13 protein-coding genes are annotated in these 13,145 nt (G+C 42.6%); 12 read left to right on the top strand and 1 reads right to left on the bottom strand.

Annotated elements, in window-relative coordinates; translation table 11 throughout:
- Nucleotides 1–10 precede the first annotated feature (10 nt).
- The 10 genes from DUK53_RS05110 (at nt 11) to DUK53_RS05065 (ending at nt 8,734) form a co-directional block, all read left to right on the top strand.
- Entirely contained in the window at nt 11–2,152 is a 2,142-nt protein-coding gene (locus DUK53_RS05110) for a glycosyltransferase (protein ID WP_036132245.1), read from the top strand.
- A 21-nt stretch (nt 2,153–2,173) separates the two neighbouring features.
- Nucleotides 2,174–2,467, top strand: a complete 294-nt coding sequence (locus DUK53_RS05105; RefSeq protein ID WP_036132243.1) for a hypothetical protein — start codon at nt 2,174–2,176, stop codon at nt 2,465–2,467.
- A gap of 19 nt (nt 2,468–2,486) precedes the next feature.
- Nucleotides 2,487–3,284 carry a hypothetical protein gene (locus tag DUK53_RS05100; protein WP_052164954.1) on the top strand — a complete coding sequence of 266 codons (798 nt, stop codon included), beginning with the start codon at nt 2,487–2,489 and terminating at the stop codon, nt 3,282–3,284.
- Between the two features lie 18 nt (nt 3,285–3,302).
- A complete protein-coding gene (locus tag DUK53_RS05095) occupies nt 3,303–4,352 on the top strand; it encodes a hypothetical protein (RefSeq protein WP_036132241.1) in 1,050 nt (349 codons plus the stop codon).
- A gap of 2 nt (nt 4,353–4,354) precedes the next feature.
- Nucleotides 4,355–5,164 carry an ABC transporter permease gene (locus tag DUK53_RS05090; protein ID WP_103034793.1) on the top strand — a complete coding sequence of 270 codons (810 nt, stop codon included), beginning with the start codon at nt 4,355–4,357 and terminating at the stop codon, nt 5,162–5,164.
- A gap of 13 nt (nt 5,165–5,177) precedes the next feature.
- Nucleotides 5,178–6,074: an ABC transporter ATP-binding protein gene (locus DUK53_RS05085; protein ID WP_052164953.1), complete on the top strand. Its 897-nt coding sequence runs from the start codon at nt 5,178–5,180 to the stop codon at nt 6,072–6,074.
- Nucleotides 6,075–6,102: 28 nt separating this feature from the next.
- Complete coding sequence (locus tag DUK53_RS05080; RefSeq protein ID WP_036094721.1) at nt 6,103–6,666, top strand: helix-turn-helix domain-containing protein; 564 nt, start codon at nt 6,103–6,105, stop codon at nt 6,664–6,666.
- Nucleotides 6,667–6,767: 101 nt separating this feature from the next.
- Nucleotides 6,768–7,886 (top strand): nitric oxide synthase oxygenase, encoded by a 1,119-nt coding sequence (locus DUK53_RS05075; RefSeq protein WP_483306203.1) that lies wholly within the window; start codon nt 6,768–6,770, stop codon nt 7,884–7,886.
- Between the two features lie 25 nt (nt 7,887–7,911).
- A complete protein-coding gene (locus DUK53_RS05070) occupies nt 7,912–8,208 on the top strand; it encodes a bacteriocin immunity family protein (protein ID WP_036132237.1) in 297 nt (98 codons plus the stop codon).
- A gap of 187 nt (nt 8,209–8,395) precedes the next feature.
- The gene (locus tag DUK53_RS05065; protein ID WP_036132235.1) at nt 8,396–8,734 is read left to right on the top strand and encodes a hypothetical protein; all 339 of its coding nucleotides are present in this window, start codon (nt 8,396–8,398) and stop codon (nt 8,732–8,734) included.
- Nucleotides 8,735–8,796: 62 nt separating this feature from the next.
- On the opposite strand, the gene DUK53_RS05060 is transcribed toward DUK53_RS05065, so the two are convergent.
- Nucleotides 8,797–9,357 carry a hypothetical protein gene (locus tag DUK53_RS05060; RefSeq protein WP_036132233.1) on the bottom strand — a complete coding sequence of 187 codons (561 nt, stop codon included), beginning with the start codon at nt 9,355–9,357 and terminating at the stop codon, nt 8,797–8,799.
- A 302-nt stretch (nt 9,358–9,659) separates the two neighbouring features.
- On the opposite strand from DUK53_RS05060, the gene DUK53_RS05055 reads away from it, so the two are divergent.
- Nucleotides 9,660–10,319, top strand: coding sequence for a DedA family protein (locus DUK53_RS05055; RefSeq protein ID WP_036132230.1), 660 nt, complete (start codon nt 9,660–9,662; stop codon nt 10,317–10,319).
- Nucleotides 10,320–10,835: 516 nt separating this feature from the next.
- The gene (locus tag DUK53_RS05050) at nt 10,836–13,139 is read left to right on the top strand and encodes a glycosyl hydrolase family 18 protein (RefSeq protein WP_036132227.1); all 2,304 of its coding nucleotides are present in this window, start codon (nt 10,836–10,838) and stop codon (nt 13,137–13,139) included.
- Nucleotides 13,140–13,145 lie beyond the last annotated feature (6 nt).

The raw sequence follows: 13,145 nt of genomic DNA, 5'->3' as shown, positions 1-13,145 counted from the left end.
AGATAACGCAATGAGCAAATTACGGATTCTTTTGTACGGAGATATTGATTTGAATTTTATGGATGGGTCAGCGGTTTGGTTAACGTCGATAGCACCGGTTTTAAGTCAGAACGCGCATATTCACGTGGATTTACTATTGAAAGCACGGGAGCAAAATGATCGATTGACAACCGCATTAAAAAACAAAGCCAATCTCCGTCTGATTCAGCCGTTTGAAGCCTTTTCGACGATGTCATTTCAAGGTCCGCGTTTGAACGTCGAGGAAGCAGTGAACATTATGTCGAAGCTGCATCTAGAAGAGGCTTATGATCTTGTGATTGTTCGTGGCTTTGATTTAGTGCGGGAAGTCATGAAATATGAAGCGTTTCGCCATATCACGGTGCCGTATTTGACAGATTTCAAGCATGACGAGCGCTCAACGGCACAAGAACAGGCCGATCTAAAAAGTGTCTATGCGCATTTTGATTATCTATTCCTACAAACGAAAGAAACAAAGGAAGCATTGAAAAACTTGATTCACGTCGATGGTGAAAAAATTCGTTTGTTGTACCCAATGGTTCCAGAATCAGCAGCGATTCCGAGTTTTCGAAATAAGCACAATCGGTTGATCTATAGCGGAAAATTCCATGAAGATTGGCATACGGAAGAAATTATTTCTGCTACGAAAAAATTAGCCGCATCAGATACGCGGATTCACACGCAAATTGTGGGCGATAAATTTCAGGAACGGTTGCGCGAAAAAGATAACCAGCTGCGGATTAAAGCGGCTTTTAAAGAAGAAACATCGATTGATTGGGTTGGCGCTGTCTCACGTGAAACATGCCAAGAGCTGATTGAAGAAGCGGATATCGGGATTAGCTGGCGCAGTGCTTCACTTGATAATGATGCGAGTGTAGAGTTGTCGAGTAAGCTGTTGGAATATGGGAGACTCGGCAAACCGTCGTTAGTGAGAAGAACCAAGATGCATGAAGATTTGTTAGGCAAGGATTACCCGCTTTTTGTCGATACAGAAGAAGATTTTATTCAAAAGACACAAGCCGTTTTAAAAGATGAGCGTTTGTATTTGAAAGCTGCCACGATGATGTATGAGGCAAGCCAATATTTCACTTTCCAAGCTGCTTATGCGCGCCTGAAGGACTTCATTTGGTCCTTTGAAAAACGGAAAAAAAGAATCGTATTTGCGGGCCATGATTTGAAATTTGCCAAAATGATTATCGCGCACTTTGAGGCGCATCCAGCTTTCGAGGTGCAAATCGATGAGTGGCAATCGCATGAAAAGCACGACGAGAAGCATAGCTTAGCGTGTGCGAAATGGGCGGATATTGTTTTTTGTGAGTGGGGCTTAGGGAATGCGGTTTGGTATTCGAAGCATAAACAGCCGGATCAGGAATTGATTGTGCGTATGCATTTTCAGGAGAAAGATTTGAAATTTCCGCGCTTGATGGATATCGAGCAGGTTAATAAAATCATCGTGATTACGCCGTATATGCTGGAAGAGTTTCATCGTATTTTTAAAATTCCGCGTCATAAAATGGTGTATATTGATAATTTGCTGGATGCGGAGAAATTCGATTTGCCGAAACAAGACGGGAAAGAGTTCCGATTAGGGATTTGTGGTATTCTCCCAGAGCGCAAACGAGTGGATTTGGCGGTGGATCTTTTTGAGGAATTGTGGAAGCAGGATAAACGCTACCAATTGTCGATTAAGAGTAAGCATCCGAAAGACGTGGCGTGGTTGATGGCGCGTGAGAAGGAACGGGCGTATTATGATGCTGTTTTTGCGCGAATCGAGCAGGCGCCTTGGAAAGATAACGTGATTTTTGAACCGCATGGCGATGACGTGAATGAGTGGATGAGCACGATTGGTTATCTCCTTTCACCGAGCGATTATGAAGGTTCGCACGTTTCGGTTTCCGAGGCAATGGCGAGCGGTGCGGTGCCGATTATTCGAAACTGGAAAGGCGCCGATACTGTTTACCCGGAAAAATATATAGTCGATTCTCTGGAAACAGCGAAGCAGGCAGTAGAAGAACACGGTTTTACAACGAAAGAATTATTAGAACGCAAGCAGTTTGCGAAATATAAATTTGATCAAAAGCGAATCGTCCAAGAGATAGAAGCCTTGGTGAATCAGAGCTGGATCGCATTGTAGTAGGAAGGATAGGAAATCAGAATGGCACAAGAGATGATTCAACATATAGAAACGTTTTTCACGAAAAATTATTTACAAGTAAAGGTCACGTTAGCAGAAACAGACGAAAATAATGTGTACGCTTTTTATGTCTACAAGGGCGGAGATGCGGAGGCAATCGCCAAATCGCCTTACAAGAAGTTTGACACGTATCAATTGGAAGTTCTAGAAGCCGGAGAATATCGCGTGAAGGTCTTTGTGAAAAATACGAAAACGGGCCAAGTGGTGACGAAAACGAGCGAACGAATCCGAAAAACCATTATTGTGGAATATTGACGAAAAGGAGCGCGAACGGATGTTACACGGAAAACACATGATAAACGGCAACGACACACTGGTTCTTGTTTTTCAGAATGCAGCGAAGCCATTGAATGATGCGATACCAGGCATTTATAGTGGAAAAGTAACGCAGCAGGAAGTGGCGGAAATGCATGAGCGGTATACGTGGATGAAATTCGCGCAACGTGTGCCACAAGCCGATTATTTCTTCATCAAGGACCATTTTTCGAGTGTGTATGGATGGTATCTGGTCGACGGTGGGAAGCTGATTCATGAACGATTTAATGAGGAGTTAACGGCATTTATTAAGAAGCATGGCTATAAACGGGTGATTGCATTTGGTTCGAGTAAAGGCGGGACGGGGGCGCTGCTATATGGCGCGATGAACCCACTCATAACGGATGTCTTTTCGCTCATCCCGCAAATTCATGTCGCGACATTCATTAATAAACTGTGCCCGAATGAGAAGCGTTTATTCTTTGGAAAAGATAAAAAATTCGAGAAAAAAGTGGATCATATTTTATTTACAGATACCTTGTACAGCAATTATAAAAAGAAGAAGTTGTATTTTTATACGGGAACAATGGATATTCAGTTTCAGGCATTAGTGAAGTATCGGGAGTTTTTAGCGGAAAAAGGGATAGATAGTGAGTTGTTTTTAAATCGGAGTGATGAGCGGCATACGCGTTTGGTGAATCAATATACACCGTTTATCTTTGGGGTGTTGGAAGATTTGATTGACCAGAGCGATAGTCGAACGAAGCAGCAAGTGACGCAGATTCATCCTTCTGTTCAAGTATTAAAAGAACAATAGAAATGAGGAACGAGAGTTATGAAAATCGAGATGAGCCATTTAGCGTATAACAAGCCGGATATTCAATTGCCGTTTTCTACAAAGGGTTCTTTGTGGGGTTGCGAATTTGCGTACTATATTTATCAGGATGGGAACATTATAAAGAAAGAATGGTACGCGGAGTTGACGCAAGATAGCCACATCCGATTTCAGCCGATATACAGCGGTACGTACCAGATTCGCTTGTTTATTCGGAAAAAAGGGACGCTTTTGTATAACGAATTGTCGACGAAGTTACATTTAGATCTTAGCAGTGGGCAAACGATTGAGGCCAATTTCCCGAATGAAGCGGTGTTTTATAGTGATGTACCGGTCAAATATTTATTCCAGCCGGCCAAAACAAAATCGGACCATCTTATTATATCTTTTTCCGGACTTTATTCGACGGAGTTCAAAGGTGGAGCGCCGGTGTATAACCATATCCGAACGCTGGCGCCGGTGGATGCGCATAAATTGTTTATTTTAGATTCGTATCAAGATCAGTTTTGCTATTATGTCGGGTTTGGTGGTTCGCATGATTTTGAGCGTAGTGTGGTCAGTCTGATTACGACGATTGCGAATCAACACAATATCTCGCCGCAAAATATCATTGCTACGGGTTCGAGTAAAGGTGGGGCCGCGTCGCTTTATTACAGCATGAAGTATCATTATGGCAAGGCGATTATCGGTGCGCCACAAGTCTATATTGCGAATTATTTATATCGACGTGCCAATTCTGAATCGATGAGAGCGCGTTTTAATCGCATTCTTGGAGAAGACAGTCAATACGGGATGCAATTTTGGAATGGTTTGATTTTGAACCAAGTGAATGTGAACACGACGTTTCCAGAAATGCATTTTCATGTCGGAAAAGGTGATTTTCACTATGCGGAACATTTGCAGCCGTTATTTAAAAAATTGGACCAGAAGGATGTTCCGTATACGCTTGATTTGGCGGATTACGAAGAACATGGTGACACAGGTCTTTATTTCACGCCGTTTTTACTGAAAAAAGTAACAGAACTCGTGCAAGAAAAAAATGAGGTGTAAGTTTGAACGTTTTAATTAATTGGTGTCGCGTGCAATTATATAGCGGTAGTAAAATCATGCGTGTTGCGCGTTTTGATAAAAAGGCTGCCCATCAAAATCATTTTCTCGGTCTATTTTGGGAATTCTTGAGTCCAACCATTCAAATTGTGATCTATTACTTGATTTTCGGTTTGCGTTTAGGTGGACAAAATATGGTGAATTCCGATGTGCCGTACGTGTATTGGATGTTGATGGGAGTCATTCCTTGGTTTTATATGAGTGCTAGTATTAATGCGGGGGCCAATTCTATTAGCGCGAATTTGAATTTAATTTCGAAGACGAAATTTCCAGTCGAGATTTTGCCGACGATAGCGATTGTGAAGGGGTTAAGTGGGTTTTTCTCGATGTTTGGTTTGTTTCTTTGTCTGTACATTGGGACGGGGAATTTTCCGAATATACACTGGTTGCAGTTCATTTATTACTTTTTCGCGATGATTTTATTGTTGGTTTCGGTGTCGACGTTAAACGCTGTTGTCGTGATATTTTTCCGAGATTATCAGTTAATTATTAGTTCGACGATGCGCCTGTTGTTTTTCATATCGGGTGTCGTGATTGATGTATCCGCGAATCCGGATTCTTTATTGACGAAAATCCTGCATCTGAATCCATTTGTTTATGTGATCGAAGGGTTCCGGGATGCGTTGCTTGCTCGGGCTGCTATTTTTGATCATTTTTGGTGGGGGATTTATTTTTTCAGTAGTACGTTCCTTATTTTGGTGATTGGGATTTACGCGACTACGAAATACAAGCGCTACTTTGTCGAATATACGTAAGGAGATCGATTTAATGGAGAGCATATTAAAGCTAGAAGCGATTGACAAGATTTTTTATTTAGAACGGAAAAAGTGGAACAATGTGTGGCGAAATCCATTCCGGAAGCGGCAGGAAAAACTGTTTCAAGCGCTAGAAAATATTTCGTTTGAGGTGAAAAAAGGGGAATGCGTCGGACTTATCGGCTTGAACGGGTCGGGAAAATCGACGTTAGCTAACATTATTGCGGGGCATTTAGCGCCAACATCTGGTCGGTTAGAACAAACGGGGAGTGTCTCCTTGCTTGCGATTGGATCGGCGCTTAAGCCAAATTTAACAGGGGTGGAGAATATCCAGTTGAAGATGTTGTTAATGGGATTTAAGCCGAAAGAAATCGAAAATCGGATTCAAAACATCATTCAATTTACGGAGTTACAAGATTTTATCAATCAGCCGTTGAAGCAATATTCAAGTGGAATGCGGGCGAGATTGGGTTTTGGCATTGCGATTCAGACAGATCCAGATGTATTAATTATCGATGAAGCGCTGTCTGTTGGGGACTCGACGTTTTATCAGAAATGTGTGGATGAAATTGAGCGCATGAAAAAAGCGGGCAAAACGATCTTTTTTGTCAGTCACTCGTTAAAGCAGATTCGCGATATTTGCGACAAAGTAGGATGGTTGCATTACGGGCATTTGAATATATTTGGGGACAGCGAGGAAGTTTGTTTGGAGTACAGTAAGTTCATTCATCATTTTTCTAAAAAGACACCGGATGAAAAGCATTTGTACCAAAAAGAAATGATTTCGAAGCAGAAAAAGACGGTTTTGACGAAGCAGAAATATGAGAAATTGAAGTTTCCGGTCATATATTTCACAGCGTTACTCCTTTTATTTATGGCGAGCGCGAGTAAATTATTAGGCCTATGGTAATGAGCAATTCAAAAAAGCAGGTGAGAAGATGGGGAAGAGGCAGGCAGTTATAACGCTTCAAAAAGAGGAATATTTAGAAGAAAACGGGGAATATATCATTTTATCGGGGCATTTGACGTGCAGCATGGGTGAGCAGTTATTATGTTTTTTGCGCGAAGGGGAACGGGCGATGTTACATGATCAACTTTTGCCAGAAGCGCTCGTGTATCAAGCACGTGATGTGGTGAGATTATTGAAATTAGAGAGTAGCATGACGAATATGCGCTTAGAAGAGCGATATCGGGAGTTTGAGAAAGAAATAGTGGGACTAATGATGGAGCGAATGGAGATGCTGACGCAACAGAAAAAACAGCGATTAGTCAGCACGCTTTTGAAGTTAGGGAGAGAAATAGGAGTTATAGAAGGGGCGAATTGCCGGATTCCGAAAGTTTGGAATCAAATCGAATTGGCGAGTTACATCAACTGTACGAGGGAGTACCTGCTTACTCAAAAAAGGGTTTTGAGGGAGGAAGGCGTCATTTTGGATAGCCATCAGTGGGTTTTGTTGGACTGGGAGCGATGGACGGGGAAAGTGGCAGTGACTCAAATATAGTGGAGAGAGGACTTCTTAATAAGATGAGGAGTTCTTTTTTTGTGTGGGCTTGTGTTAAAATGAGAACATAAGTAAGGTCTAGGAGGTACGCAAAAATGGCGATGAAAACAGAGGAAGCAATCGAATTTCTAACGAAGTCTTACGTGGAATTGGGCAAAAGTGGCGCGGAATTGGAAAACCGTATGGATGAGGTGAAGCTGGAAATCGCGCAAACCGGTACATATTCGCATACGTTTGAAGAACTGGCAATCGGTGCAAAAATGGCATGGCGGAACAGTAACCGTTGCGTCGGCAGGCTGTTCTGGGATCGCATCCAAGTGGTTGACGCGCGCGAGGCAAGGACGGTATCGGAAATTCGCGTTGCCCTTTTTGAACATATCGAAAAAGCAACGAACGGCGGTCAAATCCGGCCTTTCATCACGATTTTCAAGCCGGGTAGCGATGGTCCGCGGATTTGGAATCACCAGCTGATTCGTTACGCCGGATACGCGTCAGAGCACGGTGGCATTATCGGCGATCCAGCATCGGTGTCCTTCACAGAAGTCTGCGAAAGCCTCGGCTGGCGTGGCGCGCGCGGCGAATTCGACATTTTGCCACTCGTCATCCAGGAAAGCGCTGACGCCACGCCAACTGTCATCGAAATCCCGCCTGAACTCGTGCTCGAAGTCCCGATTGCGCATCCCGATTTCCCGTCAATCGCCGAGCTCAGCCTGCGCTGGTATGCCGTCCCGATCATATCCGAAATGCAGCTCGAAATTGGCGGCATCACGTACCAGGCGGCGCCGTTCAACGGCTGGTATATGGAAACCGAGATCGGCGCGCGGAACTTCGCGGATGAAGGCCGCTACAACAAGCTCGCCGCCGTCGCCGAAAAACTCGGACTGAGCACGAAGCGTCTCGATTCGTTATGGAAAGACCGCGCGCTAGTCGAGCTGAACGTCGCCGTCCTCGACTCCTATCACAAAGCCAAAGTCCAGATTGTCGATCACCACACCGCGGCCCGCCAATTCGGCCAATTCGAAACAAACGAGCAAGCCGCAGGGCGCGAAGTCACTGGCGAGTGGGCATGGCTAATCCCGCCGCTATCCCCAGCAATGACGCACATGTTCCATCAACGCTACCCAAATAAAATCGTCAAACCGAACTTTTTCTATCAAGACGCACCATTTGAACGCACCGAAATCACCCCAGTAAAGCGCGGCGGTTGTCCGTTTCATTAAATGATTTAACAGGAGGAATAAAAAAATGTCATCAAGAAAAAAATCAAAGGTAGAAGAAAAAATTTTGAATGACATCTATGATATAGTCCTAGATGCAGACACATTAGAATATGAAAGAAATATGTTTCTACACTACAAAAACGCAATTGAAAACGGTAGCTATGTCCTTAACTGTATTTCACAATTGCTAAGCGAGTTACGCCCGTATGCAATAAAACAGGAACTTTCTCCAAAAGTCGCAAAATTTTATGTGGAAAGCTCGTCCTACAAAGCCATAGATAAAGAACTTGGTCGAGGATTAACTTTTTGGAATGGGCTTTGATAGCATAAAATCCAATGGAATTTCTAATTAGATAGACAAAAGCAAATTTGGTGTAAAAATGGATGGAGTTGACGAATCTATTCTTGTCAAATACTATGTAAAAATGGTAACATAGAAGTATCCAAGAGTTTGTGTTAGCTTATACGCACAGGACGGATAAATATGTCTTTCGAATGGAGTTTTTACGATGAATTTTGCGAAAACATTGGGGATTATTGGAGCATTGCTCGCGATGGGGCTTAGCCTAACCGTTATTTCCGTCGACAGCATTGCACGCGTTTTGGAAGAAGATTCATTAGTATTCACGATTCTGAACTTCATAGCATTAGGTATGTCATTTGTCGGCTTGTTCGGCGCCATTATCATGAACAAAGCACCGTTAAAAGGCGGCGTCATGCTAATCGCTTCGGCCGTAGCCTGCACAATGAGCGTATCGATGATGTTCCTAGTTCCAATCGTACTGCTTTGCGTAGCTGGATTAATCAGCCTGAGCACAGCAGATGACCTAACCGAAGCAAAAGCGTAATTTCAAAAAGGCAAAATCCGCGCCTCACTCAGAACTTTTGAGTAGACGCGGATTTCGTCTTTTTATTGATATTTACTATAAAGCCGATCCGCCTGGTCTCTCAATTCCTTCATGTCTTGGCGCGCTTTATTCAATTTTTCATCCGATTCGTTTTTAGCTGAATTCAACTGAGTGGCTTGCGTGTTCAACGTATCAACTTGCGCTTTATATTGGTCTCGCTCAGATTTTAGCTGATTAATCGTATTGTTCAACTGGCTAATCTGGTTATTCAATGCGCTGACATCATTATTTTTTTGATTCACTTCATTTTGTTTGTTCTGCAATTCCGTCATTTTCGCATTCAATTCTTGTTGTTTTGCTGCAATTTGATTATCTTTATCAGTCAATTGGTTTTTCACATTTTGAATGTCGTTCGTCAAATCATTAATTTTTTGTGTGTTATCCTGTTTGGTTTGCGTCAATTGCCCGATTTTTTGATCCGCCCAAGTCAACACTTCGGAAACCCTAGCCTTGTCGCTTTCTCCGCCCCATAAAATCACACTCGCGCCCAGTACAAGTGTCCCCGTCCCAAATACCATCAACGCTACCAACATAACAACTGTAAACCTCTTCATTTTCCGCATGATTTTCAACCCCTTTTTAGTGTTTTAGATGAAAAATTCCGACTTTTTAAGTATAATCAGAGAAATTCAACTAAGCGTAATATCTTAAATGTTAATAAGTTAATACTGATTTATACCACCGCAAATAAATGTTGAAACCTGGAAATTAAATTTATTTCAAAAAAAATGTTAGCCACGTGCAAATTGTTAAGTTTATGTAAATAAGTCCCTAGTATGATATAGTATGAACAAAAAATATGTTACAATAGAAGCTAACTGTGACTAAATAGAAAGCAGAATTTAAGTTAGGACGTGGTACATTCGTGGATATTATCCAAGCGATGATCAGTTTTATCATCCATATTGATCAGCATCTTGTTGAAATTATCAATACATTTGGCATCTGGACATATGTCATTATCTTCTTAATTATATTTGTAGAAACGGGACTCGTTATTTTCCCATTCTTGCCAGGAGATTCCCTACTTTTCGCAGCGGGCGCCTTGGCAGTACTCCCAGGATCGGAGCTCAATATTGTCGTTCTCCTCATCGTCTTGTGGGTAGCCGCAGTACTTGGCGACACCGTCAACTACCATATCGGTAAAAAAGTCGGCACTTCGATTCCACCAGACAGTTGGCTCGGCAAATTCATCAACCAAGAAAAAATGGACAAAGCTGAAGCGTTCTTCAACAAGCATGGAGGTAAAACAATTTTCATCGCGCGTTTCATGCCATTCATCCGTACTTTCGCGCCATTCGTAGCCGGTGCAAGTCGCATGAATTACCGTTATTTCTTAAACTACAACCTACTAGGCGCAACAGTCTGGGTACTACTTTGTACGATGGCCGGCTATTTCTTCGGGAACATCCCAGTCGTAAAAGATAACTTCTCACTCGTTGTACTAGGCATTATTTTCGTATCAATTTTACCGATGATTTTCTCGTTTGTTAAGAGTAAAATGGACAGTCGGAAAGCTAAATAAGTGATTGGAAAAGTAGATGAACCCTGATTCGCGGTTTCGTCTATTTTTTTATGGCTATATCCTTGACTTATTTGAAAGGAGCACCAAAATACAGCCAAATATCATTGGAGAGCAGATACAAATCACAGTAAATAATAACTATGCAAAAGCTACCGTAGTAGGATTCCGTTTTATATAATTATGAACATAAAATCTAAAATTCCTAATAAAAATCCAACTAATAGTTTCAATCTAGCTCTGAATAATGCATTTAGAAACTCATAATTAGCATTAAAAGACAACCTGTGTAAATAAAAACCAACCGTGTAAGTAGTGTGTGTAACAAAAATTACATCCAAAATGCGATGTTAACGCTTTCTTGTTTGGCACAATACTTGCATAATACATAAGTGACCAGAATTTAGTACACGGTAAAAGGGGGATCTAACGGGGGATTTTTGAAATTCTGGGTTTAGAAATTGCAGAGAAAGTAGGCATACCGTAAGCAGAACGCAAAAATTATGAAGAGGTGAAGAAATGAAAAAGGTAACAAAGAGGGTTGTAAGTGTAGTCTCGGTGTTGTTGTTAGTCGTTTCGTTATTTGCGTCATCCGTTCTAGGTAGTGTAGGGAATTCTTCTGTGAAAGCTAAAGCCGCAACCACATCGCAATACAGAAATGTGATGTATTATGGAGATTGGTCCATTTGGGGCGGGGAAGGTCAGTTTTATCCGAAAGATATACCAGCAGAGCAATTAACACATCTAAACTTTGCGTTTCTTGATTTCGATAGTAACGGAAACTTGAAATTCACAGACAAAGATGCAGCAGTTGGCGCACCAGTTGGGCAAGATGGAGTTCAATGGGGCGGAGCAAATGCGGGTATTTTAAACGCGTTACAAGAGTTGAGAGCAAAAAATCCGAATATGAAAATCGGTATCTCCATTGGCGGTTGGTCGAAATCTGGTGACTTCTCTGCAATCGGAGAAAATGCCACAGCGCGTGCTAATTTTGTAAGCAATGTCATGAAATTTATCAAATATACAAATATGGATTTTGTCGATCTAGATTGGGAATATCCTGCATCTGTTCGTGCCGCTGACTTAGTGGACAATAAGAACGATGAAGGTACACCAAACGCAAAACCAGCGGATAAACAAAACTATATTACGCTTCTTCAAGACCTGCGTACGGCTTTAGATAAGCAAGGCGTAGACGTGAAGAAAAAATATGAGTTATCTGTAGCATTACCAGCGTCTCAAGGCATGCTTGCAAACGGTGTCGATGTGGCGAAACTTTTCAATGTTGTTGATTTTGCGAATATCATGACGTACGATATGAACGGTGCTTGGACTCCGAATAGCGCGCATCACACGGCGCTTTACGGCAACCCGGCGGATCCTAATTATAGCGACGGTTTCTCCGTAGACCAAACAGTGAAATATCTGAAGAGCCAAGGCGCAGCATCTGAAAAAATCGTTGTTGGTGCAGCATTCTACACACGTGGTTGGAACAAAGTGGAAGCGGGTACAAGCACTACGCAACCAGGGCTTTTCCAAGCAGCTACAAAAAATAACAAAGATGCAGACTTAGGAGCAACATACGGCGCTCCAAACGAAAAACCACTAGCAACAGGTGACGGTGGTCGTGCAGGCGGAGTTTGGGCATATAAGAGCATCGATGCTTTGAAAGCCAAATCACCAACGTTAGTCGAATACTGGGATGACGTGGCAAAAGCGCCATATCTATACAGCAAAACGACTGGCGAATTCTACACGTATGACAATGTTCGTTCTGTCACTGCCAAAGCACAATACGTGAAAGATAACAATTTAGGCGGTATGATTTCGTGGATGCAATCTCAAGATAAAGAGACGACATCAACAAAACGCGATGAATTAACGAAAGCGATTAAACAAGGAATGTTAGGCACAGGAGCCCTTGCAGCAAACACAATCGTCTATTCCAACCTAAACATAGAAGCCACTGTAGCGCCATATAGCGAAAACGGTGTCGGCTATGAAATCACAATCAAAAATAAAGAAGTAGCCAATGAAACAAATGAAGTCTTACAAGCGACCGAATTTGCGGCAGAAACTGTGAAATTACCGAAGTTCTACATCCCTGTAAAAGCTGGCGAAACATTGACCGCTGGGGATTATAAAGCCGGTACTGTAGCGACTGCCAATGGTTACACAACAATCGATTTGGCATCTGTCTATGATGCACAACAAATTCCGCAAGGTGCAACGTATACATTCCGATTGAAATCCAATCTAACGTCTGTAAACGTGAACAACATTGCGAATATCTCCTTAACACAACGCATGTCTAAAACTGGCACAGAGCTTGGCAAACAAGTCATTTTCGGTGGAGGCGCGGTTGTTCCTGATCCTAGCGATACAGTAGCACCAACAGCACCAACGAATTTGGCAACAGTAACAGCGAACGTGACAGACGTAGCGGTTCCATTAAGTTGGGCAGCTGCAACGGATAATGTTGGCGTAGCAGGTTACAAAGTGTATCGTAATGGTACAGAAGTTGCGACTGTTTCTGGAACAACATACACAGACACAGGCCTTACAGCTTCAACAGCTTACTCGTATACTGTAAAAGCCTATGACGCAGCGGGCAACACTTCCACTGCAAGCGCGGCACTTTCTGTAACAACGAAAGCTGGTACAGTAACACCGCCAGTTGGAACAGGTACGTGGAGTTCTACAGCCGTTTACAATCAAAATGACCAAGTAACGTATAATGGTCACACGTATAAAGCGAAATGGTGGACACAAGGCGATGTTCCAGGGGCAGAGCAATGGGGCCCATGGGAACTAGTCGCGTGACGACAA

The sequence above is a fragment of the Listeria sp. SHR_NRA_18 genome, from assembly GCF_003856515.1.
Classification (GTDB): Bacteria; Bacillota; Bacilli; order Lactobacillales; family Listeriaceae; genus Listeria_A; species Listeria_A newyorkensis.
This window is presented reverse-complemented; position numbering and strand designations above follow the sequence as displayed.

What these genes read in the sequence shown, in the direction of transcription:
- DUK53_RS05095 (WP_036132241.1), top strand. Translation starts at nt 3,303, where the DNA reads ATGAAAATCGAGATGAGCCATTTAGCGTATAACAAGCCGGATATTCAA.
- DUK53_RS05070 (WP_036132237.1), top strand. Translation starts at nt 7,912, where the DNA reads ATGTCATCAAGAAAAAAATCAAAGGTAGAAGAAAAAATTTTGAATGAC.
- DUK53_RS05110 (WP_036132245.1), top strand. Translation starts at nt 11, where the DNA reads ATGAGCAAATTACGGATTCTTTTGTACGGAGATATTGATTTGAATTTT.
- DUK53_RS05060 (WP_036132233.1), bottom strand. Translation starts at nt 9,357, where the DNA reads ATGCGGAAAATGAAGAGGTTTACAGTTGTTATGTTGGTAGCGTTGATG.
- DUK53_RS05050 (WP_036132227.1), top strand. Translation starts at nt 10,836, where the DNA reads ATGAAAAAGGTAACAAAGAGGGTTGTAAGTGTAGTCTCGGTGTTGTTG.
- DUK53_RS05100 (WP_052164954.1), top strand. Translation starts at nt 2,487, where the DNA reads ATGTTACACGGAAAACACATGATAAACGGCAACGACACACTGGTTCTT.
- DUK53_RS05080 (WP_036094721.1), top strand. Translation starts at nt 6,103, where the DNA reads ATGGGGAAGAGGCAGGCAGTTATAACGCTTCAAAAAGAGGAATATTTA.
- DUK53_RS05065 (WP_036132235.1), top strand. Translation starts at nt 8,396, where the DNA reads ATGAATTTTGCGAAAACATTGGGGATTATTGGAGCATTGCTCGCGATG.
- DUK53_RS05105 (WP_036132243.1), top strand. Translation starts at nt 2,174, where the DNA reads ATGGCACAAGAGATGATTCAACATATAGAAACGTTTTTCACGAAAAAT.
- DUK53_RS05075 (WP_483306203.1), top strand. Translation starts at nt 6,768, where the DNA reads ATGAAAACAGAGGAAGCAATCGAATTTCTAACGAAGTCTTACGTGGAA.
- DUK53_RS05085 (WP_052164953.1), top strand. Translation starts at nt 5,178, where the DNA reads ATGGAGAGCATATTAAAGCTAGAAGCGATTGACAAGATTTTTTATTTA.